This window comes from Streptomyces sp. JL2001 (assembly GCF_050917515.1).
Taxonomy (GTDB): domain Bacteria; phylum Actinomycetota; class Actinomycetes; order Streptomycetales; family Streptomycetaceae; genus Streptomyces.
The window spans coordinates 2,006,244-2,029,240 of record NZ_CP169421.1 but is presented as its reverse complement, the minus strand read 5'-3'; the positions used below and the strand labels follow the sequence as shown (position 1 = coordinate 2,029,240).

At 72.4% G+C, this 22,997-nt stretch carries 17 protein-coding genes; 12 read left to right on the top strand and 5 right to left on the bottom strand.

The features are described from left to right. Positions 1-53 precede the first annotated feature (53 nt). From ACE1OA_RS08815 to ACE1OA_RS08795, 5 genes are all read left to right on the top strand, one after another. Entirely contained in the window at positions 54-824 is a 771-nt protein-coding gene (locus tag ACE1OA_RS08815; RefSeq protein WP_356604217.1) for an NUDIX hydrolase, read from the top strand. Positions 825-1,034: 210 nt separating this feature from the next. Then, complete coding sequence (locus ACE1OA_RS08810) at positions 1,035-3,119, top strand: ATP-binding cassette domain-containing protein (RefSeq protein WP_432752602.1); 2,085 nt, start codon at positions 1,035-1,037, stop codon at positions 3,117-3,119. Between the two features lie 160 nt (positions 3,120-3,279). Then, positions 3,280-4,167: a FadR/GntR family transcriptional regulator gene (locus ACE1OA_RS08805; RefSeq protein ID WP_432752601.1), complete on the top strand. Its 888-nt coding sequence runs from the start codon at positions 3,280-3,282 to the stop codon at positions 4,165-4,167. A gap of 377 nt (positions 4,168-4,544) precedes the next feature. After that, positions 4,545-6,092 carry an RNA polymerase sigma factor gene (locus tag ACE1OA_RS08800; RefSeq protein ID WP_432752600.1) on the top strand — a complete coding sequence of 516 codons (1,548 nt, stop codon included), beginning with the start codon at positions 4,545-4,547 and terminating at the stop codon, positions 6,090-6,092. Between the two features lie 169 nt (positions 6,093-6,261). Next, positions 6,262-7,080 carry a S1 family serine peptidase gene (locus ACE1OA_RS08795; protein WP_432752599.1) on the top strand — a complete coding sequence of 273 codons (819 nt, stop codon included), beginning with the start codon at positions 6,262-6,264 and terminating at the stop codon, positions 7,078-7,080. A 137-nt stretch (positions 7,081-7,217) separates the two neighbouring features. On the opposite strand, the gene ACE1OA_RS08790 is transcribed toward ACE1OA_RS08795, so the two are convergent. After that, positions 7,218-7,448 carry a DUF7455 domain-containing protein gene (locus ACE1OA_RS08790; protein ID WP_137992866.1) on the bottom strand — a complete coding sequence of 77 codons (231 nt, stop codon included), beginning with the start codon at positions 7,446-7,448 and terminating at the stop codon, positions 7,218-7,220. 431 nt (positions 7,449-7,879) lie between these two features. On the opposite strand from ACE1OA_RS08790, the gene ACE1OA_RS08785 reads away from it, so the two are divergent. The 5 genes from ACE1OA_RS08785 (at position 7,880) to ACE1OA_RS08765 (ending at position 14,370) form a co-directional block, all read left to right on the top strand. Then, a complete protein-coding gene (locus ACE1OA_RS08785) occupies positions 7,880-9,997 on the top strand; it encodes a DNA gyrase/topoisomerase IV subunit B (protein ID WP_147976749.1) in 2,118 nt (705 codons plus the stop codon). 176 nt (positions 9,998-10,173) lie between these two features. Then, positions 10,174-11,367 (top strand): sensor histidine kinase, encoded by a 1,194-nt coding sequence (locus ACE1OA_RS08780; RefSeq protein WP_432754051.1) that lies wholly within the window; start codon positions 10,174-10,176, stop codon positions 11,365-11,367. Further along, on the top strand, positions 11,364-12,101 hold the full coding sequence (locus ACE1OA_RS08775; protein WP_432752598.1) for a response regulator: 738 nt from the start codon (positions 11,364-11,366) through the stop codon (positions 12,099-12,101). The genes ACE1OA_RS08780 and ACE1OA_RS08775 overlap by 4 nt, the downstream gene beginning before the upstream one ends. 98 nt (positions 12,102-12,199) lie before the next feature. Next, a complete protein-coding gene (locus tag ACE1OA_RS08770) occupies positions 12,200-12,775 on the top strand; it encodes a DUF485 domain-containing protein (protein WP_432752597.1) in 576 nt (191 codons plus the stop codon). Further along, positions 12,772-14,370 (top strand): solute symporter family protein, encoded by a 1,599-nt coding sequence (locus ACE1OA_RS08765; RefSeq protein WP_432752596.1) that lies wholly within the window; start codon positions 12,772-12,774, stop codon positions 14,368-14,370. Before ACE1OA_RS08770 ends, ACE1OA_RS08765 begins: the two co-directional genes overlap by 4 nt. 66 nt (positions 14,371-14,436) lie before the next feature. On the opposite strand, the gene ACE1OA_RS08760 is transcribed toward ACE1OA_RS08765, so the two are convergent. Both ACE1OA_RS08760 and ACE1OA_RS08755 read right to left on the bottom strand, forming a co-directional pair. Further along, complete coding sequence (locus tag ACE1OA_RS08760) at positions 14,437-15,120, bottom strand: DUF7342 family protein (RefSeq protein ID WP_384867682.1); 684 nt, start codon at positions 15,118-15,120, stop codon at positions 14,437-14,439. After that, a complete protein-coding gene (locus ACE1OA_RS08755; protein ID WP_432752595.1) occupies positions 15,117-16,814 on the bottom strand; it encodes a sensor histidine kinase in 1,698 nt (565 codons plus the stop codon). Before ACE1OA_RS08755 ends, ACE1OA_RS08760 begins: the two co-directional genes overlap by 4 nt. 115 nt (positions 16,815-16,929) lie before the next feature. Between ACE1OA_RS08755 and ACE1OA_RS08750 the strand changes: the two genes are divergently transcribed. Further along, the gene (locus tag ACE1OA_RS08750) at positions 16,930-17,991 is read left to right on the top strand and encodes a CobW family GTP-binding protein (protein WP_432754050.1); all 1,062 of its coding nucleotides are present in this window, start codon (positions 16,930-16,932) and stop codon (positions 17,989-17,991) included. A gap of 15 nt (positions 17,992-18,006) precedes the next feature. Here the strand turns inward: ACE1OA_RS08750 and ACE1OA_RS08745 are convergent, their stop codons facing one another. Then, complete coding sequence (locus ACE1OA_RS08745) at positions 18,007-19,479, bottom strand: FAD-dependent monooxygenase (protein ID WP_432752594.1); 1,473 nt, start codon at positions 19,477-19,479, stop codon at positions 18,007-18,009. A 93-nt stretch (positions 19,480-19,572) separates the two neighbouring features. On the opposite strand from ACE1OA_RS08745, the gene ACE1OA_RS08740 reads away from it, so the two are divergent. Further along, entirely contained in the window at positions 19,573-20,250 is a 678-nt protein-coding gene (locus ACE1OA_RS08740; protein ID WP_356777384.1) for a TetR/AcrR family transcriptional regulator C-terminal domain-containing protein, read from the top strand. 90 nt (positions 20,251-20,340) lie between these two features. Here the strand turns inward: ACE1OA_RS08740 and ACE1OA_RS08735 are convergent, their stop codons facing one another. Further along, on the bottom strand, positions 20,341-22,797 hold the full coding sequence (locus ACE1OA_RS08735; RefSeq protein ID WP_432752593.1) for a DNA gyrase/topoisomerase IV subunit A: 2,457 nt from the start codon (positions 22,795-22,797) through the stop codon (positions 20,341-20,343). Positions 22,798-22,997 lie beyond the last annotated feature (200 nt).

The window sequence follows — 22,997 nt, the reverse complement described above, 5'->3', positions numbered from 1 at the left end:
TCGGTGTACCTGCGGGGCGTGTTTATCGTCAGGAAGACGACTATGATCGCGGCATGTCTCCCTACGACCCGTCGGCCTTTCCGCCGTTTGCCGTCACCGTCGATCTGGTCGTGCTCACGGTCCGGGGCCCCGCGCTGTGCGCCCTGGTCGTGCGACGGGGAGAAGCGCCCTTCCAGGGGCGATGGGCACTGCCCGGCGGCTTCGTCCGGGACGACGAGGACCTCAGCGCCGCGGCGGCCCGCGAACTGGTCGAGGAGACCGGACTCTGCGTCCACGACCCGGCCGCCCCGCAGCCCGCGCCCGGCAACGGCGCGCACCTGGAACAGCTGGCGACCTACGGGGACCCGGGCCGCGACCCGCGGATGCGGGTGGTCAGCGTGGCCCACCTGGCTCTCTCGCCCGACCTGCCGGCGCCGCGCGCGGGCGGCGACGCGCACAGCGCCCGCTGGGCCCCGGTCGAAGAGCTGCTGGGCCGTGAGGAGTCGGGAGCCTCTGAGGAGGAGCGGCCCGAGCCGCTCGCCTTCGACCACACCAGGATCCTGTCCGACGGGGTGGAGCGGGCCCGTTCCAAGATCGAGTACTCCTCGCTGGCGACCGCCTTCTGCCCGACGGAGTTCACGGTCGGCGAGCTCCGGAGGGTGTACGAAGCCGTGTGGGGGGTGGCTCTCGACCCGCGCAACTTCCACCGGAAGGTGACCGGCACCCCGGGGTTCCTGGTTCCCGCCGGCGGGACCACCACCCGTCAGGGCGGCCGTCCCGCGCAGCTGTTCAGGGCCGGAGGGGCGACCCTGCTCAACCCGCCCATGCTGCGTCCCGAGGTCTGACGGCCCGACGCCCCACCGCCGGGACGCCCACCACCGGGACGCCCGTCGCAAGGGCGCCCGCGGCGCCGCACTCCCGCCCGCGGGGGTGCGGACGCGCGCCGAGGCGCCCCGAGAGCTCAGCGCTGCACCAAAAGTCCGAAATGTAGAGTTATCTTGCTTCGCAAGCCGCCGCCCTGCCGCGGAGCGGTCTCACCTACCGCGAGAGAAGCGATGCTCCAGGCCATCGGACTCACCAGTTGCCCCCGCCGCGACCTTCCGCCCGCCGTGGACGATCTCACCTTCGACGCCCACCCGGGCCAGGTGACCGCCCTGCTCGGACCCGCCGGGTCCGGCAAGACCACCGCCCTGCGCCTGATGCTCGAACTCGAACCGGGCCGCGGCGTGACCTCCTTCCGCGGGCGGCCCCTCCACCGCGTCGCGCACCCCGCGAGCGAGGTCGGGGTGCTGCTCGGCGACGTCGCGGGGCACCCCTCGCGCACCCTGCGCAGCCAGCTGCGCATGCTCTGCGCCGCCGCCGGGGTACCGGTGTCCCAGGCCGACGAGATGCTGCGGGTCGTCGGCCTCACCGGCCTCCACGACCAGCGCATCGGCACCCTGCCGCTCGGAATGGACCGCCGACTCGGACTCGCCTGTGCTCTGTTGGGAGATCCGCACACCCTGCTGCTCGACGAACCGGGCGCCGGCCTCTCCGTCCGTGAGAGCGCCTGGCTCTACGAACTGCTGCGCGCCCATGCGGAGGACGGCGGCACCGTCCTGTTCACCACCGAGGACCCCAGGACGGCCGCCCGGCACGCCGACCACGTCGTCACCCTCGATGCCGGACGGCTCGTCGCCGACCAGGACGTCGCCGACTTCGCCCGCACGAGACTGCGTCCCCGCGTGGCCGTGCGCACCCCGCACGCCGCACGGCTGGCCGCCGTCGTGACGCAGGAGGCGCGGGCCGCCAAGCGCCCCGTCGAGGTGGTCACCGAGAACGGGAACCGCCTCTCCGTCTACGGCAGCGACTGCGCGACGATCGGGGAGGCGGCCTTCCGGCACGGGGTGCTCATTCATCAACTGGCTGACGAGGTGGGTGACACCGGCCCCGCCCTCCCGGCGGCTCGGGCGCACACCGGCTCCGCCGGAGACCGGGTCGGCCGGACGGTCCGCGCCGGAGCCGCCGGATCCGCCGCGGGCCCGGAAACCCCCGTAGCTCCCGAAGTCCCTGGACCCGCTGACCTCGACGTCCCCGCCGCACGCCGCATCGGGGCGGGGCCCGAGCCGGAGTCCTTCGACGCCGCGTACCCGTCCACGGCGGCTGCCGGCCCCGAGTCGGAGTGGGAGCCCGATCCCGAGTCCGCCGCTGCGTCCGAGCCCTGTGCCGCGCCCGGGGCCCGGTCCTCGTTCCCGCCGGACCTCTGGTTCGAGGCGGAGGCCGAGTCCGCCCCCGAAGGCCCTGCCCCCGAAGGCCTTGCCCCCGAAGGTCCCGCCCCGGAGACCCATGCCACGAGGGACCCCGTCGTCTCGGCGAGGCGGCGGCCGCCGCGGGCGCCGCTGCGCCCCCTCCGGTACGAGGTCCGTCGTCTGCTCGGGGTGCCGCCCACCTGGCTGGTGCTCGCCGCGACCGTCGGCGTCTCCGTCCTGATCTCGGTCCTGCTCGCCCGCGGCGGCCGCACGCCCCTGCCCGCGGCCCTCGCGGGGTGGCCCGCCCTCTCGCCCCTGCCGCCTGCCGCCCTCGGGGCCGGCCTGCTCGGTGCCTTCTCCTTCGGGGACGAGTACCGCTACCCCGCCCTCACCACCGGCCGCGGCACGGTCCCGCGCCGTCTCGGTCTGCTGCTCGCCAAACTCACGGTCGCGGCCGGCGTCGCCGTCGTACTCGCCGTCGTCGTCGTGGTGGCCGACCTGGAGGCCCTCCGCCTCGTGTACGGCGGCGACTTGATCCCGCTGCCGGACAACTGGGCGACGCTGTGCGCGAGTTGGCTGGGCCTGCTGATCGGCTGCGCCTGGGCCGGGGTGCTGGGTGCCGGGGTGTTCCGTGCGGCCGCCGCCGGCGTGGCCGCGGTGCTGGCCGTGCCCATCGTCCTCGTACCGCTGCTGGGCAGGCTGGTCTCGGGACCGTCGGTGCGCCCCGTCGCCGGACTCCCGGCCAGACTCAGGGAATTCGCGAGTCTGGAGTGGCCCGCGGCTGTCGATCACTGGCTCGAGGGGGCGCTCCGGGTGGTCGTGCAACCCGTGGGGGTGGCGCTGGCGTTCGCGTTGACGGCACTTCTGTGCGCCTATCTGTTCACCGGGCTGAGTCGTAAGGCGCGTTGGTGATCACTTCCGGATCGAAGAGTTCCGACACGTCGGCAACTCCCTCAAAAACGGCCCCTTATGTCCGAATAATCGTCAATTGTGTAGGGGGTGCCGATCACCCTTTCGTGTGCTTTTCACCAAAGACCTCAAGGGTCACGGGAGCCACGCCGACAAAGGATGCGTGAGTACCCTTGCGCACACCATGATGACCGCCGCCCGTTCCGTCGACTCCGGCCTCGGCGCCTCGGGCGATCTCGATCGATATCCGTACGCGGAGGCGCCCGTCGCCGACCGCGTGGGGCTGCCCTCCTGGGAGGGCGTGGAGACGGACCTCGGCCGGGTCGGCCGCCGCTCGGCCGGCAGCCGGGGTCGCGGCCTGCACGGCCAGCTCGTCCAGCAGCTGGGGCAGATGATCGTCTCCGGCGACCTCGGCGCCGACCGCCCCCTCGTCCCCGAGGAGATCGGCCAGCGGTTCGAGGTCTCCCGCACGGTCGTCCGGGAATCGCTGCGCGTGCTGGAGGCCAAGGGGCTGGTCAGTGCCCGCCCGAACGTCGGCACCCGGGTCAGGCCGGTCAGTGACTGGAACCTGCTCGACCCGGACATCATCGAGTGGCGCGCCTTCGGGCCGCAGCGCGACGACCAGCGCCGGGAGCTGAGCCAGCTCCGCTGGACGATCGAGCCGCTGGCCGCCCGGCTCGCCGCCGGTCACGGCCGGGAGGACGTCCAGCAGCGGCTGTCCGACATGGTGGAGATCATGGGGCACGCCTTCGGCCAGGGCGACGGCATCACCTTCTCCCGGGCCGACGCCGAGTTCCACTCCCTGCTCATCCAGCTCGCCGGCAACCGCATGCTGGAACACCTCTCCGGCATCGTCTCCGCCGCCCTCCAGGTCTCCGGCGGCCCCGTCACCGGCTGTGACCGTCCGGGCGAGTCCTGCATCGCGCATCACGCGCGCATCGTCGACGCCATCGCCGCCGGGGACGCCATCGGGGCCGAGACCGCCATGCGCCAGCTGCTCACGGGGCACCCGGACCCCGGGGGCGTGGTGCCCGCTCCCCGCGAGCACTGACCCGCGGGCCATGGCCGGAAGCGCGGAACCGTTCGCATCGGGGGTCGCCGGACCCGCGCGGAACCCGGGGGCGTCCGGCGTCCCCGGGGCCGCGGGGGTTTCGGCGGCGAGAATGTGCAACCATTTACCCTTCTGAGGTGATGTGTCGCATATGAGGTGTGACTCGGGCCACGCAGATTGGGCGTAACACTCCTCGAAGCCGTGCGATGACCTAAGAGGTGACGGCCGAGGAAGGAATACAGCAGCCGCCTGTGGCGCTGTGCAGTTCCCCGGTCCAGCCCGCGCGCCGTCGGCACATTCCCCGCCGACGGTCGTCGGCTCCGGCCCGATCATGGGCGGGGCCGGAAGCCGTTTTCCATCGTTCCGAGAGGTTGTTCGTGTCGGCCAGCACATCCCGTACGCTCCCGCCGGAGATCGCCGAGTCCGAGTCTGTGATGGCGCTCATCGAGCGGGGAAAGGCTGATGGGCAGATCGCCGGCGATGACGTGCGTCGGGCCTTCGAGGCTGACCAGATTCCGCCAACCCAGTGGAAGAATGTTCTGCGCAGCCTCAACCAGATCCTCGAGGAAGAGGGTGTGACGCTGATGGTCAGTGCAGCGGAGTCGCCGAAGCGCGCCCGCAAGAGCGTCGCAGCGAAGAGCCCGGCCAAGCGCACCGCCACCAAGACCGTCACCGCCAGGACGACCGTGGCCAAGAGCGTCCCGGCCGCTCCGGCGTCGGCGACGGCCGAGGGCGCGGACCCGGCCGACGAGGCCGCGGCTCCGGCCAAGAAGGCGGCCGCGAAGAAGACCGCCGTCAAGAAGACGGCGGCGAAGAAGACCATCGCGAAGAAGACGGCGGCGAAGAAGTCCACGTCCAAGAAGGACGCCGACGACGCGGTCGAGGGCGAGGAGCTGCTCGAGGACGTCGCTCCCGGCAAGGGCGAGGACGAGGAGGCCGAGGGCGAGACCAAGGGCTTCGTCCTGTCCGACGAGGACGAGGACGACGCTCCCGCGCAGCAGGTCGCCGTCGCCGGTGCCACCGCGGACCCGGTCAAGGACTACCTGAAGCAGATCGGCAAGGTCCCCCTGCTCAACGCCGAGCAGGAGGTCGAGCTCGCCAAGCGCATCGAGGCCGGTCTGTTCGCCGAGGACAAGCTGGCGAACTCCGACAAGCTGGCGCCGAAGCTCAAGCGCGAGCTGGAGATCATCGCCGAGGACGGCCGCCGCGCCAAGAACCACCTGCTGGAGGCCAACCTCCGTCTGGTGGTCTCCCTGGCCAAGCGCTACACCGGCCGCGGCATGCTGTTCCTGGACCTGATCCAGGAGGGCAACCTGGGTCTGATCCGCGCCGTCGAGAAGTTCGACTACACCAAGGGCTACAAGTTCTCCACGTACGCCACCTGGTGGATCCGGCAGGCGATCACCCGCGCCATGGCCGACCAGGCCCGCACGATCCGTATCCCGGTGCACATGGTCGAGGTCATCAACAAGCTCGCCCGCGTGCAGCGCCAGATGCTCCAGGACCTGGGCCGCGAGCCCACCCCGGAGGAGCTGGCCAAGGAACTCGACATGACCCCGGAGAAGGTCATCGAGGTCCAGAAGTACGGCCGTGAGCCGATCTCCCTCCACACCCCGCTGGGTGAGGACGGCGACAGCGAGTTCGGCGACCTGATCGAGGACTCCGAGGCGGTCGTCCCGGCCGACGCGGTCAGCTTCACGCTCCTTCAGGAGCAGCTGCACTCCGTCCTCGACACGCTCTCCGAGCGTGAGGCCGGCGTGGTCTCCATGCGCTTCGGTCTCACCGACGGCCAGCCGAAGACGCTGGACGAGATCGGCAAGGTCTACGGCGTGACGCGTGAGCGGATCCGCCAGATCGAGTCCAAGACGATGTCGAAGCTGCGTCACCCGTCGCGTTCGCAGGTGCTGCGCGACTACCTCGACTAGTCACCCGTCGCCGGCCGCCCCCTGCGGGGCGTGGTCGAGCGCCAGGCGTGAAAGGGCCCGGTTCCCCATGGGGGAGCCGGGCCCTTCCGCTGGGCGCGGCGCGGGTGCACGGAGGAGAAGCCTGGACGACGCTGGGTCCACGGAAAGTTCCGGAGAGTCAGGAGGCTCTATGCGTCGCCCCTTCGCCCGAGCAGTGACCGCTGCCCTGGGCCTCGTCTCGGCGGCGGCGGGGCCGCTCGCCGCCGCCCCGCCCGCGTTCGCCGACAGCGTCGTGGTCGGAGGCCAGCCGGCCCGGACCGAGGAGGCCCCCTGGGTCGTGGCCCTCTCCAGCCGTGACCGGTTCGGAGGTACCCGGGCGGGGCAGTTCTGCGGAGGCGTGGTCGTGGCGCCCACGCGGGTGCTCACGGCGGCCCACTGCCTCGGCAGGGAGGTGCTCGGCGGTGAGCCGTCCCAGCTGCCCGACTTCAAGGTCATCGCGGGCCGGAGCTCGCTCAGCGGCCAGGACGGCCGGGAGGTCCGGGTCTCGTCGACGTGGATCAGCCCGGACTACGACCCGAGGACCAATTCCGGCGACCTGGCGGTGCTGACCCTGGCGACCGCGCTGCCGCAGTCGTACGTGATCGCGGTCGCGAGTCCGGGCGACGCCGCCGAGAGCCCGGGTACGGCGGCGGAGGTCTACGGGTGGGGGGACACCACAGGAAACGGCAACTACGCGTCCGCCCTGCGCTCCGCCACGGTCCAGGTGCTGCCGGACACGGCGTGCGAGCGGGCGTATCCGGGCGGTTTCGGAGCCGGCTACCGGGCCGAGACCATGCTTTGCGCGGGAGACCCGCAGGGGGGCAAGGACGCCTGCCAGGGGGACAGCGGCGGGCCGCTGGTGGCCGGCGGGCGGCTCATCGGCCTGGTGTCCTGGGGCAGCGGCTGCGGCCAGGCCGAGAACCCGGGCGTCTACACCCGCGTCTCCGCCGTCCTGCCGCGGAACCTCTGAGACGCCCCTCCGGCGGCCTGTGAGCCGCCACGGCGGTCCTCGGGAACGAGAACGGGCGGCCACCCCCCTCGCTTGCGGGGGTGGCCGCCCGTCGTCCGGTCAGCGACCGGCCCATGGCTCGTCGTGGATGCGAGGCGTCAGCGGTCCTCGTCTACTGCCTTGGCCGGCACGTCGGTGAGCCGGTCCGTCTCATCCTGTATCTCCGCGGCGATCTTCTTGAGTTCCGGCTCGAACTTGCGCCCGTGGTGAGCGCAGAAGAGCAGGTCTCCACCACTGGTCAGCACGACGCGCAGGTAGGCCTGGGCGCCGCAGCGGTCGCAGCGGTCAGCGGCCGTCAGGGGGCTCGCGGGGGTCAGAACAGTAGTCACGTCGCCTCTTCTCTAGCTCGACGAGCTGTCGTACCAGGGTCAACATCCAACCAGGCCGAAAACGTTCCCGCTCGTGGCTTTTCCTCGAAACTTCTTACCAAGGTGGCTGTCTGCTGCCGGTTGGCGGCGAATGAGCCGTATTGCGTCGCACTACGGATTTCGCGTTGCTGGGTCGGTTCGTCCTCCCGGCTGGTTGCCGGTTGTTGATGAGGACGTGCCCGGAGCCTAAATGGTTCATGCGCGGAAGGGAACGTGATGTTCACGTCACCCCTTCGAGGGATCGAACATCCATACGACTCTGGACTAGCATGAGAAATGAGGGAGGGTGGCGTGACAACGGCTCTACCAGGCATCGGTACCCTCTGAACCGGTGACAGACGCCGGGCCTTACCCACCGGGCCACAATTCAAATTCAGCGAGGAGCGAACCGCGTGACCGCCGAGACGTCCGTGCCGTCCAGTGCGCTGCTGACCGCAGACCGTGACGGTTCCAACTACACCGCGCGGCACCTGCTCGTACTCGAAGGGCTCGAAGCGGTTCGCAAACGCCCCGGCATGTACATCGGGTCCACCGACAGCCGGGGCCTGATGCACTGCATCTGGGAGATCATCGACAACTCGGTCGACGAGGCCCTCGGCGGGTACTGCGACCGGATCGACGTGATCCTCCACGACGACGGCTCCGTCGAGGTGCAGGACAACGGCCGGGGCATCCCGGTCGACGTCGAGCCCAAGACCGGGCTCTCCGGTGTCGAGGTCGTCATGACCAAGCTGCACGCCGGCGGCAAGTTCGGCGGCGGCTCGTACGCGGCCTCCGGCGGCCTGCACGGCGTGGGCGCCTCCGTGGTGAACGCCCTGTCCGCCCGGCTCGACGTCGAGGTCGACCGGAACAGCGCCACGCACGCGATCAGCTTCCGCCGCGGTGTCCCCGGCATCTTCACCGAGCAGGGCCCCGACAGCCCCTTCGACCCGGCCAACGGCCTCCTGAAGGGCAAGCGCGTCCCCAAGGCCCGCACCGGCACCCGCGTCCGGTACTGGGCCGACCGCCAGATCTTCCTGAAGGACGCCAAGCTCTCCCTGGAGACGCTCCACCAGCGGGCGCGCCAGACCGCCTTCCTGGTGCCCGGCCTGACCATCGTGGTCCGCGACGAGCGGGACCTGGAGGGCGTGGGCAAGAGCGAGGAGACCTTCCGCTTCGACGGGGGCATCAGCGAGTTCTGCGAGTTCCTCGCCCAGGACAAGGCCGTCTGCGACGTCCAGCGCCTGACCGGCACCGGCACGTTCAAGGAGACCGTGCCGGTCCTCGACGACCTCGGCCACATGACCCCCACCGAGGTCACCCGGGAACTGGGCGTCGACGTGGCCCTGCGCTGGGGCACGGGCTACGACACGACGCTCAAGTCGTTCGTGAACATCATCGCCACCCCCAAGGGCGGCACCCACGTGTCCGGCTTCGAGCAGGCGATCACGAAGACCGTCAACGAGGTGCTGCGCTCCGCCAAGCTGCTGCGCGTCGCCGAGGACGACGTCGTCAAGGACGACGCCCTGGAGGGGCTCACCGCGGTCGTGACCGTCCGGCTCGCCGAGCCGCAGTTCGAGGGGCAGACCAAGGAGGTGCTGGGCACCTCGGCGGCACGCCGGATCGTCGCCAACGTGGTCGCCAAGGAGCTGAAGGCCTTCCTGACGTCCACCCGGCGCGACGACAAGGCACAGGCCCGCGCCGTCCTGGAGAAGGCCGTGGCGGCCGCCAGGACCCGCATCGCGGCCCGCCAGCACAAGGACGCGCAGCGCAGGAAGACCGCCCTGGAGTCCTCCTCGCTGCCGGCCAAGCTCGCCGACTGCCGCAGCGACGACGTGGAGCGCAGCGAGCTCTTCATCGTCGAGGGCGACTCCGCGCTCGGCACCGCCAAGCTTGCGCGGAACAGCGAGTTCCAGGCGCTCCTGCCGATCCGCGGCAAGATCCTCAACGTCCAGAAGTCCTCGGTCTCGGACATGCTCAAGAACGCCGAGTGCGGGGCGATCATCCAGGTCATAGGGGCGGGCTCGGGCCGCACCTTCGACATCGACGCGGCCCGCTACGGCAAGGTCATCATGATGACCGACGCCGATGTCGACGGTTCGCACATCCGTACGCTGCTGCTGACGCTCTTCCAGCGCTACATGCGGCCCATGGTCGAGGCCGGCCGGGTCTTCGCGGCCGTGCCGCCGCTGCACCGCATCGAGCTCGTCCAGCCCAAGCGGGGCCAGGACAAGTACGTGTACACGTACTCGGACAACGAGCTGCGCCAGACGCTGCTGGAGTACCAGCGCAAGGGCATCCGCTACAAGGACGCCATCCAGCGCTACAAGGGCCTCGGCGAGATGGACGCCGACCAGCTGGCGGAGACCACCATGGACCCGCGCCACCGCACCCTGCGCCGGATCAACATCGGCGACCTGGAGTCCTCCGAGCAGGTCTTCGACCTGCTCATGGGCAACGACGTGGCTCCCCGCAAGGAGTTCATCACCAGCTCGGCGGCGACCCTGGACCGCTCGCGCATCGACGCCTGACCGCCGGAGAACGCGACCGAGGCCCCGAGCGGAATCCCGCTCGGGGCCTCGCCCGTCCGGGCCCCACGCCTCCCGGCGCCCCGTGTCCACCCGGGGGTGGAGGCGCGTGATCCGCCTTCGAGACGATCCCTCGGCCGGTGCCCTTCCGTAGCATCGCCACGACGAAGGGGGCGGTGATGGCGGACGGCGACAGGCGGGGCACCGGCAGGTGGACGGCCTGGCCCGCTCCCGAGGCGCTGAGCCGGGTCGGCGTGCCGCGGGGGCGTCTCGTGCTCGACGGCCTGCTCCTCGCGGCCCTGGGCGTCTGGGCGGTGACCAGCGCGTACCTCTCCGGTGCCTTCCCCGGCTGGTACGGGGTGGTGCCCCCGATCGGCGTGGCCTTCTGTGCTGCGGCGCTCGCCGGCTTCCACCGGACCACCCTCGCCAACCGGCTGCCCCACTCGCTCGGACTGCTCGCCGCCGTCACGGTCGTCGGACTCGGGGCGAGCCTCGCCGGTGCCCCGGTGACCGCCACCCTCCTCTGGATCGTCGTCTCCGCCTCGGCCATGGAACGGCTCCCGCTCGTCGTCGGCCTCGCCACGGTCCTCGCGCTGACCGCCGCCTTCGTCGAGGCCGACGACACCGGCATCCTCGGCGCCGCGGTCACCACCTCCGCCGTGCTGCTCGGCGGCTACTCGCTCCGGCTGGACGCCGAGGCCCGCAGTGCCGGCTTCCGGCTGCTCGGGCAGGAGCGGGCGGCACGCGAGGCGGAGGCCACCTCGGCGGCGCTGGCCGAGCGGGCCCGGATCGCGCGCGAGATCCACGACGTGCTGGCCCACAGCCTCTCGGCCCAGATGGTGCACCTGGAGGCCGCCCGCCTGCAGATCGAGGCCGGCGCCGACCGGGAGATGATCCTGGAGCGGGTGGTCGCCGCCCGCTCCATGGCCCGCGACGGCCTCGCGGAGACCCGCCACGCGCTCTCCGCGCTCCGCGGCGACATGGTGCCCGTGGAGGACTACCTGCGGGAGCTGGCCCGCGAGGACCGGGCGGAGGTCAGGGTGACCGGAGACCGCCGGCCGCTCCCGGCGGAGGCCTCGCAGGCGGTGCGCAGAGTGGCCCAGGAAGCCCTCACCAACGTCCGCAAGCACGCGCCGGGGGCGCGGACGACACTGCTGCTCGCCTACGGAGCCGGGGACGTCGGTCTGGAGGTCCGGGACACCGGCCCGCCCGCCGCCGACACCGGCGGTGACGGCCCGGACGTCTCCCTGGCCGCCTCCGGCGCGGGCTACGGCCTGCTCGGCATGCGCGAGCGTGCCGAACTCCTCGGCGGCACCCTGGAGGCCGGTCCCGACGGCACGGGATTCGCCGTGCGCCTGCGGGTGCCGGCATGAGCGGGCCCGGGACGGACGGGGCCGCCGGCGAGCGGGTCGCACGGGTGGTCGTCGCCGACGACCAGGCCATGGTCCGCGAGGGCATCGTGCTGGTCCTCGGCCTCCTTCCCGGCATCGAGGTGGTCGGTTCGGCCCGGGACGGGGAGGAGGCCGTCGCCCTGACCGCCGCCCTGGCCCCCGACGTCGTCCTGATGGACCTGCGCATGCCCCGCTGCGACGGGGTGGAGGCCACCCGCCGCATCCGCGCCGAGCATCCCGGCACCGAGGTGGTCGTGCTCACCACCTACGCCGACGACGACTCGCTCTTCCCCGCGCTGCGGGCCGGAGCACGCGGCTACCTCACCAAGGACGCGGGCGGGGAGGAGATCGTCCGGGCCGTCCGGGACGTGCTCGACGGGCGGGCCGGACTCGATCCCGCCGTCCAACGGCGGCTCCTGGAGAGACTGCTGGACCAGCCCGAGCCGCGCGTACCGCGCCGTGCCCCGTCCACCGGCTCGCGGGATGCCGCCGCGCCGCCCGACGGACTCACCGAGCGCGAGGCGGAGGTGCTGGCCCTGGTCGCGGACGGGCTGTCCAACCAGGAGATCTCCGTCCGTCTGCGCATCTCCACCGCGACCGTGAAGACCCACATCAACAACCTCTTCGCCAAGATCGGGGTCCGCGACCGGGCGCAGGCGGTCCGGTACGCCTATCAGCAAGGGCTCGTCGGACCATGTGGGGATTCCGTCACCTGATGGGGTGAAGTGGCAGAGGAGAAGAGTCCTGGATCTTCCCGCTCTGTCCATCCTTGTGCACGCGGCCGAAACGGTTCGCTGACAAGGAGAGTTCACCGGTGGAGAAGCAGGAAGGACCCGGCGCCCCCGCGGTGCGGATCGACGACCCCTGGTACGACGCCCTGGCCGCCGGCTGGGGCGAGCCGGCCGACACGGGTGAGCCGGCGGACTCCGGGCCGACGACCGCGTTCGCGGACCGGGCCGCCGCGGGGGAGCGGGCGACGGCCGGGGACCGGCGAGTCCCCTCCGGGGCACCGGACGGCCGCGGTACGGCGCCCGGCGCCGTACCGCGGCAGCAGGCGGCCCACAGCGCCGCGGACATCTATCTGGAGGTCCAGCGCAGCCCGGCCTTCCAGGAAGTGCGCAGCCGCTACCGCCGGTTCGTGATCCCGGCGTCCCTCGCCTTCCTCCTCTGGTACCTCGCCTACGTCGTGGCGGCGACCGCCGCCCCCGGGCTGATGGCCCGCCCCGTCGCCGGAGCGGTCAACGTGGCGATGCTCGCCGGACTCGGCCAGTTCCTCACCACCTTCCTGCTGACCTGGGCCTACGCCCGGCACGCCCGGCTGCGCCGGGACCGGGCGGCGCTGGAACTGCGCTGGGACACCCAGGAGATGACGAGGGGGTTCCAGCGGTGACCGGAGACCACCAGACCCTGGCGCTGGTCCTCTTCAGCGTGTTCATCGCGGTGACGCTCGGGATCACCACCTGGGTGAGCCGCAGCCGGCACGGCTCGGCCGAGGAGTTCTACGCCGGCGGCCGGCTCTTCTCCCCGATGGAGAACGGCTTCGCGATCGCCGGCGACTACATGTCCGCCGCCTCCTTCCTCGGTATCTCCGGCCTGATCGCGCTCTTCGGCTACGACGGCATGCTCTACTCCGTCGGCTTCCTGGTCGCCTGGCTCGTCGTCCTCCTGCTGGTCGCCGAACTGGTGCGCAACTGCGGCCGGTTCACGCTCGCCGACGTCGTCGCCTCCCGGATGGCCGAGCGCCCCGTGCGGATCGCCGCCGGAACCTCGTCGGTCACCGTCTCCGTGCTCTACCTCGTGGCCCAGATGGTCGGCGCAGGCAGCCTGGTCGCCCTCCTCCTCGGCGGCACGAGCGAGGCCGCCCGCTCCTGGACCGTGATCGGCGTCGGAGCCCTGATGGTGATCTACGTGTCGCTCGGCGGGATGCGGGCCACCACCTGGATCCAGATCGTCAAGGCCGTCCTGCTCATGGCGGGCACGATCGCCCTCACCGTGCTCGTCCTGCTCCGCTTCCACGGCGACTTCAACCAGCTGCTCACCACCGCCGCCGAACGCAGCGGCCACGGCCGGGACTTCCTCGGGCCGGGACTGCGCTACGGCGGAAGCTGGACCGCCCGCCTCGACTTCATCAGCCTCGGTATCGCCCTCGTCCTGGGCACCGCGGGCCTGCCGCACATCCTGTCGCGCTTCTACACGGTGCCCACCGCGCGGGCCGCCCGGCGCTCGGTCGTCTGGTCCATCGGACTGATCGGCAGCTTCTACCTGATGACGATCGTGCTCGGCTTCGGCGCGGCGGCGATCATCGGCCCGGACGCGGTCCGGGCCTCCAACGCGGCCGGCAACACCGCCGTCCCCCTGCTCGCTCTCGACCTCGGCGGGGGAGCCGGATCGACCGGCGGCACCGTGCTCTTCGCGGTCGTCGCGGCCGTCGCCTTCGCGACGATCCTGGCCGTCGTCGCGGGAATCACGCTCGCCTCCTCCGCGTCCGTCGCCCACGATCTGTACGCCTCGCTGCGCCGCCGCAGCGCCCATGCCAAGCAGTACAGCGAGGTGACGGTGGCCCGGCTGGCCGCCGCCGGGATCGGGGCGGCCGCGATCGGCCTGGGGCTCCTCGCGCGCGACCTCAACGTGGCCTTCCTGGTCGGCCTCGCCTTCGCGGTCGCCGCGTCCGCCAACCTGCCCGTGCTGCTCTACTCGCTCTTCTGGCGGAACTTCACCACGCGGGGGGCGGTCTGGGCGGTGTACGGAGGGCTCGTCCCGGCCGTCGTGCTGGTGGTCCTCTCCCCGGTGGTCTCCGGCACTCCGGAGGCGCTGTTCCCCGCTGCCGACTTCCACGTCTTCCCGCTGCAGAACCCCGGGGTGGTCTCCATCCCGCTCGGCTTCCTGGCCGGCTGGATCGGCACCCTCACCTCACCCGAGCCGCCGGACGAGGCCCGGCACGCCGAGACGGAGGTCCGCGCGCTCACGGGGGCGGGGGCGGTCTGACCGGTCCAGGCCCGTCCGGGCCGCCGCAGTCCGCACCTCCCGGCCACGCCCGCTCCCCGGTCGGTCTCAGCCGCCCGACGCCGCCCAGACGTAACGGTGCTCGGGGCGGCCCGTCTCGCCGTACCGCAGGGAGAGCCGGACCCGGCCCGTCCGGTCGAGCAGCTTGAGATAGCGCTGGGCGGTCTGCCGGCTCACCCCCGCCCGCTCGGCGATCTCCTGTGTGGACAGCGGGCTCTCCGCGGCGAGCAGCACCCGCCGGACCACCTCCGCGGTGGTGGGGGAGTGCCCCTTGGGCAGGTCGGGTTCCGCCGTGCCCGCCGAGAGCGCCGCGAAGATGCGGTCCACCTCGGCCTGTTCCGCCTCGCCGCCGCGGTCGAGGGTGTGGCGCAGGGCCGCGTACGCCTCCAGCCGGGTGCGCAGACCGGCGAAGTTGAACGGCTTGACCAGGTACTGGAGCGCCCCCTGCCGCATCGCGGCCTGGACGGTCGCCACGTCGCGGGCCGCCGTCACCATGATCACGTCCGTGCGGTGGCCGAGCCGGCGCAGCTCCCGTACGACCGCGAGGCCGTTCCCGTCCGGCAGGTAGTGGTCGAGCAGGACCAGGTCGACGGTCTGCCCGGCGAGGTGGGCGAGGGCCTCGCCGGCCGAATGGGCGGTGGCGACGACCCGGAAGCCGGGCACCTTGGCCACGTACGCCGCGTTGACCCGCGCGACGCGGGTGTCGTCGTCCACGACGAGTACGTCGATCACCGGGCCTCCTCCGGGGAGCCTGTGCCGACCGGGAGGCCCGGCTTCGCCACGGGCCCGTCCGGCGCGGGCTGGTCCAGCGCTTCCGGGAGGACGACGGTGAACTCCGCCCCGCTCCCGTCGGGCCCCGCGCCGACCCGTGCGCTGCCGCCCTGGCGTTCGGCGAGGCGGCGTACGAGCGCCAGGCCGAGGCCGCGCTGGCCGTGGGACGGCGGCTCCTTGGTGGTCCAGCCCTCGGTGAAGATCAGCTCGCGCCGGTCGGCGGGCACGCCCGGGCCGCTGTCGGCGACCCGCAGGACGACGGTGCGTCCCTCGGTGCGCACGGTGAGCTCGACCCGCGGTTCGCGCGTGCCCGCCGCGGCGTCGAGCGCGTTGTCGACGAGGTTGCCGACGACCGTGACGAGCTCGCGCGGGTCCACCAGACGGTCGGGGAGCAGCGATCCGGGGGTGATCCGCAGGGCGACGCCCCGCTCCGCCGCGACGCTGCCCTTGCCGACGAGGAGGGCGGCCAGCAGCGGGTCGTGGATCTTCTCCGTGACCTGCTCGGCGGTGGCGCGATGGACCCCGACGACCTCGGTGACGAACTCGACCGCCTCCTCGTGCAGGTCCAGCTCCAGCAGTCCGAGCAGGGTGTGGAGCCGGTTGGCGTGCTCGTGGTCCTGCGCGCGCAGCGCGTCGATGAGGCCCCGGGTGGAGTCCAGCTCGCGGCCGAGCCGTTCGAGTTCGGTGCGGTCGCGCAGGGTGGCGACGGCGCCGCCGTCGTCCGTGGGCATCCGGTTGGCGATCAGCACCCGGTGGCCGCGCACGGTCACCAGGTCCTCGCCGGTGACGCGGCCGGCCAGTACGTCGGCCGTCCGGCCGGAGCCGAGTACCTCCTCCAGCGGGCGCCCGGCGGCCTCCGGACCGATCCCGAGGAGGCGCTGCGCCTCGTCGTTCACCAGCCGGACGCGGCCGGTGCCGTCCAGCGCGACGACCCCCTCGCGGATGCCGTGCAGCATCGCCTCGCGTTCGGCGAGCAGCGCGGAGATGTCGGAGAAGGCCAGGTCGTGGGTCTGCCGCTGGAGCCGGCGGGAGATCAGGTACGCGGCGAGCGCGCCGGCGGCCAGTGCGCCGCCGGCGTACGCGAGGAGACCGGGGATCGCCCCGAGGAGACGGTCGTGGACGCTGTCGTACTCGATGCCGACCGACACCGCGCCGACGATGGCACCGCCGGAGTCCCGCAGCGGTGCCTTCCCGCGGGCGGAGCGGCCGAGGGTGCCGTCGTCGATCTCCATGACCTCACGGCCGGCGAGCGCCGCGCTGGGATCGGTGGAGACGACCCTGCCGATCTGCGCGGGGTCGGTGTGGGACCAGCGCACGCCGCGGGTGTCCATGACGACGACGTACTCGGCGCCGGTCGACCGCCGGATCCGCTCCGCCTCCGCCTGCACCGGGCCGCTCGCGGACGGCGCGGTCCGCACGAGCGCGGCGGCCACCTCGGGGGAGGCCGTCGTCTCGGCGACGGCGAGCGCGCGCCGCATGGCCTGGTCGTCGAGCTGGGCGCTCAGCGGCGCCAGGAAGAGGCCGGTGGCCAGCACCGTGACACCGGCGGCGATGGCCAGCTGCATGAGCAGGACCTGCGAGAAGACCCGTCGAGGCCGGCCGAACCGCGGACGGCGCGCGAGGTGCCGTGGAGCGGTGGTCGAAGCGGGACTCATGCCGGGAACCGTAAGCGGAACCGGAGCGCGACCGGAAATCCCGGCGCCCCGTCCGTGCCCGCGGCCGTGCCTATCCTGGGGGCTTCGCCGAGACACCGGAGGGCTTCCCTTGAGCATGCAGCAGATCCCCGTCGTGATCCTCTCCGGGTTCCTGGGGTCGGGCAAGACGACACTGCTCAACCATCTGCTGCGCAGTGCCCGCGGGACCCGGATCGGGGTCATGGTCAACGACTTCGGGGACATCGGGATCGACGCGATGACCGTCGCCGGACAGGTCGGGTCCACCGTCTCCCTCGGCAACGGCTGCCTGTGCTGCGCCGTCGACGCGAGCGAACTGGACGAGTACCTGGAGGTTCTTACCCGGCCCTCCTCCGGGCTCGACGTGATCGTCATCGAGGCGAGCGGCCTGGCCGAGCCGCAGGAGCTGGTGCGGATGGTGCTCGCCAGTGAGAACGCCCGGATCATGTACGGCGGCCTCGTCCAGGTCGTCGACGCCGCCGAGTTCGCCGCGACCCGGGAGCGGCACCCCGAGACCGACCGTCACCTCGCCCTCGCGGACCTCGTCGTGGTGAACAAGACGGACCGGGTGCCCGAGGAGGAGCTCGGCACCGTGCACGGGACGGTCGCCGAACTGGCCGGCCGGGCCGCCGTGATCCGCGCCTCGTACGGGCGCGTCGACCCCGAGGTCCTCTTCGACCGGGTCGTGCCCGAGGGCGAGATCGAGGGGCAGATGTCCATCGAGGACCTGCTCTACGGCGACCCCGACGACGAGGCGGGGCATCCGCACGCGCACTACGAGACCCTGTCGTTCTCCACCGGCACCGCCCTGCACCCGCGGCGCCTGATGGCCTTCCTCGACTCCCGGCCGCGGGGGCTCTACCGCATCAAGGGTTTCGTCGATCTCGGCCCGGCCGATCCGGACAACCGTTACGTCGTCCACGCGGTCGGCCGCTTCCTGCGGTTCTTCCCCGAGCCCTGGCCCGCCGGCGAGGAGAGGCTGACCCAGCTGGTGCTCATCGGCTCCGGCATCGACGCGCCGGCCCTGCGCAAGGGCCTCGCCGGGTGCGAGCTGAACGGTCCGGGGGACGTCCCCGACGAGCACAGCATGTGGGGCGTCCTGCGCTACGTACCGGAGCCGGAGCCGGATCCCGAGCCCGAGCCGGACGCGGCGCCGTAGCGTCGTGGCGGCCCGTCAGGCTCCGGCGGCCGCCGGGACGGGGGCCGCGCCGACGGCGGCGAGGTAGTCCGCGAGACCGTCCGCGCTCTCGCCCGCCCAGCCCACGTACCCGTCGGGCCGGACCAGGAAGAGGCCCGGCCCGTAGGGCTCGTACGCGTCGAGGCGGGCCGTGCGCACCGTGGGCGCCCCGAGGGCCGGGGGCTCCGTGCCGACGGCGAGGAGCGTGAAGTGCGGCCCGCGGAAGACGTCGAAGAGGCGCTCCTGGCCGTACGGCCCGTCCGGAGCGCGGTCGCCCGCCCGCAGCGCGTCCTCGGCGAGCCCGGTCCGGGTCTCGACGGCGAGGGCCGAGTCCCGGTACCCCAGGCCGAGCTGCTGGACCTCCTCTCCCCGCCGGGTGTTCTCCCCCGAGGCGGATGCTCGGTGGATCCGCGTGCTGATGCCGAGCACGTCGGCGGCGACGGGCAGCCGTTCGGCCTCGTAGGAGTCGAGCAGCGCGGCCGGGGCGCCGTGGCGCAGCACCTGGCCGAGCTTCCACCCGAGGTTGTAGGCGTCCTGGACGCTGGTGTTGAGGCCCTGACCGCCGGCGGGGGAGTGCACGTGCGCCGCGTCGCCCGCCAGGAAGACCCGCCCGTCGCGGAACCGGTCCGCCATCGCCGCGCGGGCCCGGAAGTCGGAGGCCCACAGCACCTCGACGACGTCCGCGGCGGCGAGCGGGGTGCGCTCGGCGACGAGCCCGCGCACCGCCTCCGCGGAGGTGTCCACGAGGGCCGCCTCGTCCTCGAACCCGGCGATCAGCTGGAAGTGGTCGGCCCCGGGCAGCGGGCACAGGGCCACGCCACCGCCGGGCGCCTCGGGCCAGATGTGCCAGTTGGCCCGGTCCACGAGCGCCTCCGCGGAGAGCCGGACGTCGGCGACGAGCATCGGCCGCGGGTCGACGGTCTCGCCCGTCATGCCGATGCCGAGGGCCTTGCGGACCGTGGAGCGTCCGCCGTCGGCCGCCACGAGGTAGGACGCCCCCACCGTCTCGCCGGTGGAGAGCTCCGCCTCGACCCCGTCCGCGGACTGGCGGAAGCCGGTGAGGGCCGCGCCGAACCGGACCCCGCCCCCGAGCTCCACCAGCCGCTCGTGCAGCAGTTCCTGGGTGCGGGACTGAGGGATGAGCAGCACGTCGGCGTACGGGACCTGCTCGGTCGGCTCGGAGCGCTGCATCATGTCCCACTCGTGCCGGCGCTCCGTGCCCTCCCAGGCGAGCATCCGCGGATAGAGGGACGCCGACGCCCGGACCCGGGGCAGCACGCCGAGGTCGTCCAGGACCTCCTGAGTGCGCGGCTGGACGCCCTTGCCCCGAGAGCCGGGGAAGAGCCGGTCCGCCTGCTCGACCAGCAGGGTGCGCACGCCCCGGCGGGCCAGGTCGATGGCGAGCACCAGTCCGGTGGGGCCCGCTCCGACGACGAGGACGTCCGTCCCGGTGTTCGTGTCGCTGCTCATGGCGCTGCCTCCAGGCTCCTTAACGCTGTTAAGTTCCATGGCCCGGAGCATCTCCTTAACGGTGTTAAGTTGTCAAGGGGATACCGTGACGGGGTGGCGACGAAGAAGACGAACCGGCTGGACCCCGCGCAGGTGGCGGAGACCGCGCTGGGCCTGCTGAACGAGCGGGGCCTCGAAGGGCTCACGCTGCGCGCGATCGCCCAGGAGCTGAACGTGCAGGCGCCCGCGCTCTACTGGCACTTCAAGAACAAGCAGGCGCTGCTCGACGAGATGGCGACCGTGATGTACCGGCAGATGGTCGCCGACCCCACGGCGCGGCCGGCCGGCGACCTGGGCTGGCAGGAGCGGATCCTCGCGGTCAACCGGGGCCTGCGCGCCGGACTGCTGCGCTACCGCGACGGCGCCAAGGTCTACAGCGGCGCCCGCTTCACCGGGACCGACTTCGCCGCGGACATGGAGCTCCAGCTCGGCGCGCTCGTCGAAGCGGGCTTCTCGCTGCACCAGGCGGTACGGGCCAGCACCACGGCGTACATGTTCACGCTGGGCTTCGTGACGGAGGAGCAGGGCGCCGAGCCGGTGCCGGGGCAGCCCCGCGAGGGCTTCGACGTCGAGCGGCGCGCGGAGCGGCTGGCGGAGTACCCCCTCTCGGCGGCGGCCGGGGCGGAGCTCTTCACCGACTACGACACCGGCTTCGAGGACGGACTGCGCCTGATCGTCGCCGGGATCGAGGCGACGTACGCGCCCACGGTCCCGCCCCGCGACCCGTCCTGACACCGGCCCTCACCCGGGCCGCGGGACGGCGAACGCCCCCTGCCCCGCGCCGTGGCGCGGGACAGGGGGCGTTCGCGTGGGGTCGGAGCGCTATCCGAGAGGGCCGGCCAGGGAGGCCACGGGCGCGGTCGGCGGGGTGCCCGAGCCGTCCCGTCGCGGGTCGGTCTCCGGGAGCTCGACCGGCGTGCCGTTCTGCTGCGCCGCGCGGGCCGGTGCCTCGCCCGCCCAGGCCAGCAGGAGCACGTCCTCGCCCTTCAGGAACCGCTGGCAGCGCACACCGCCGGTCGCCCGCCCCTTGCGGGGGTACTGGTCGAACGGCGTCAGCTTCCACGACGTGCCGGTCGAGTCGTCCAGCGTGCCCGTGGAGCCCGCGACCGTGAACACCACCGCGTCCGCCCCCGGATCCACCGCCGTGAACGAGAGCACCTCGGCACCCGCGCCGAGCTTGATGCCCGCCATGCCGCCCGCGGGACGGCCCTGCGGTCGCACCTGGGACGCCTGGTAGCGCAGGAGCTGGGCGTCGGACGTGATGAACACCAGGTCCTCCTCGCCCGTGCGCAGCTCGGTCGCGCCGACGATCCGGTCACCGTCCTTGAGCGTGATGACCTCCAGCTCCTCCTTGTTCGCCGGGTAGTCCGGCACCACCCGCTTCACCACGCCCTGGAGCGTGCCGAGCGCCAGGCCCTGCGAGGACTCGTCGAGCGTGGTCAGGCAGACCACCGTCTCGCCGTCCTCCAGGTTGAGGAACTCCGTCACCGGCGCCCCGCCGGCGAGGTTCGGCGCGGACGCGGTGTCCGGGAGCTGGGGCAGATCGATCACCGCGAGCCGCAGCAGGCGCCCGGCCGAGGTCACGGCACCCACCTCGCCCCGCTGTGTGGCCGCGACGGCCGAGACCACCACGTCGTGCTTGACCCGCCTGCCGTCCTCCGCCGCCGGCAGGTCCGCCCTCGCCGTGCGGGCCAGCAGGCCCGTCGAGGAGAGCAGCACCCGGCACGGGTCGTCCGCGACCTGCAGCGCCACGGCCGCGACCGGCGCGCCCGCCGACTCCAGCAGGACCGTGCGGCGGTCCGTCCCGAACTTCTTCGCCACCGCGGCCAGTTCGGTGGAGACGAGCTTGCGCAGCTCGCTGTCCGAGTCGAGGATCCCGGTCAGCTCGTCGATCTCGCCGTTGAGCCGGTCGCGCTCGGTCTCCAGCTCGATCCGGTCGAACTTCGTGAGCCGGCGCAGCGGGGTGTCCAGGATGTACTGCGTCTGGATCTCGCTCAGCGAGAAGTGCTCGATCAGGCGCTGCTTGGCCTGCGCGGAGTTCTCGCTGGAACGGATGAGACGGATGACCTCGTCGATGTCGAGCAGCGCGACGAGAAGGCCCTCGACCAGGTGCAGCCGGTCGCGCTTCTTGCCCCGGCGGAACTCGGAGCGGCGGCGCACCACCGTGAAGCGGTGGTCGAGGTAGACCTCCAGGAGCTCCTTGAGCCCCAGGGTGAGGGGCTGACCGTCGACCAGCGCCACGTTGTTGATGCCGAAGGACTCCTCCATCGGCGTCAGCTTGTAGAGCTGCTCCAGGACGGCCTCCGGCACGAAGCCGTTCTTGACCTCGATGACGAGACGCAGTCCGTGGGCGCGGTCGGTGAGGTCCTTGACGTCCGCGATGCCCTGGAGCTTCTTGGAACCGACCAGGTCCTTGATCTTGGAGATGACCTTCTCGGGGCCGACCGTGAAGGGCAGTTCGGTGACGACGATGCCCTTGCGGCGGGCCGTCACGGTCTCCACCGTCGTCGTGGCGCGGATCTTGAACGTGCCGCGGCCGTTCTCGTAGGCGTCCTTGATGCCGGACAGGCCGACGATCCGGCCGCCGGTCGGCAGGTCGGGGCCGGGCACGAAGCGCATGAGCGCTTCCAGGTCCGCGTTCGGGTGGCGGATCAGGTGGCGGGCGGCGGCGATCACCTCGCCGAGGTTGTGCGGCGGCATGTTCGTCGCCATGCCGACGGCGATCCCGGACGCGCCGTTGACCAGCAGATTCGGGTACGCGGCGGGGAGAGCGACCGGCTCCTGCTCCTGGCCGTCGTAGTTCGGCGCGAAGTCGACGGTGTCCTCGTCGATCGACTCCGTCATCATCAGCGCCGCGGCGGCCATCCGGGACTCGGTGTACCGCATGGCGGCCGGCGGGTCGTCGTTGCCGAGGGAGCCGAAGTTGCCGTGGCCGTCGACGAGGGGGACGCGCATGGAGAACGGCTGGGCCATCCGGACCATGGCGTCGTAGATGGACGAGTCGCCGTGCGGGTGCAGCTTGCCCATGACCTCGCCGACGACGCGCGCGCACTTCACGTAGCCGCGGTCGGGGCGCAGGCCCATCTCGTTCATCTGGTACACGATGCGGCGCTGCACCGGCTTCATGCCGTCGCGGGCGTCCGGCAGAGCGCGCGAGTAGATCACCGAGTACGCGTACTCGAGGAAGGAGCCCTGCATCTCGTCGACGACGTCGATGTCGAGGATTCTCTCCTCGAACGCGTCGTCCGGCGGCGGTGTCTTCGTGCTGCGGCGGGCCATCGCGGCTGCGGCTCCTTCACCAACATGGTTGATCTGACGCGGACCATTGTGGACCGTGCCACTGACAAGTCCGACCGCGACCCGGTCAAGGCGTCCGTCGGCCGTACGAGAGCGCCGCGGTACCCGGAAGAGGGACGCCACGAACCTGCGGGAACTTCGCCAGGTGTCAGCGCGCTTGCATACAGTGGCAGGACTTTTCC

What these genes read in the sequence shown, in the direction of transcription:
- ACE1OA_RS08815 (WP_356604217.1), top strand. Translation starts at nt 54, where the DNA reads ATGTCTCCCTACGACCCGTCGGCCTTTCCGCCGTTTGCCGTCACCGTC.
- ACE1OA_RS08810 (WP_432752602.1), top strand. Translation starts at nt 1,035, where the DNA reads ATGCTCCAGGCCATCGGACTCACCAGTTGCCCCCGCCGCGACCTTCCG.
- ACE1OA_RS08795 (WP_432752599.1), top strand. Translation starts at nt 6,262, where the DNA reads ATGCGTCGCCCCTTCGCCCGAGCAGTGACCGCTGCCCTGGGCCTCGTC.
- ACE1OA_RS08780 (WP_432754051.1), top strand. Translation starts at nt 10,174, where the DNA reads ATGGCGGACGGCGACAGGCGGGGCACCGGCAGGTGGACGGCCTGGCCC.
- ACE1OA_RS08775 (WP_432752598.1), top strand. Translation starts at nt 11,364, where the DNA reads ATGAGCGGGCCCGGGACGGACGGGGCCGCCGGCGAGCGGGTCGCACGG.
- ACE1OA_RS08755 (WP_432752595.1), bottom strand. Translation starts at nt 16,814, where the DNA reads ATGAGTCCCGCTTCGACCACCGCTCCACGGCACCTCGCGCGCCGTCCG.
- ACE1OA_RS08750 (WP_432754050.1), top strand. Translation starts at nt 16,930, where the DNA reads ATGCAGCAGATCCCCGTCGTGATCCTCTCCGGGTTCCTGGGGTCGGGC.
- ACE1OA_RS08745 (WP_432752594.1), bottom strand. Translation starts at nt 19,479, where the DNA reads ATGAGCAGCGACACGAACACCGGGACGGACGTCCTCGTCGTCGGAGCG.
- ACE1OA_RS08735 (WP_432752593.1), bottom strand. Translation starts at nt 22,797, where the DNA reads ATGGCCCGCCGCAGCACGAAGACACCGCCGCCGGACGACGCGTTCGAG.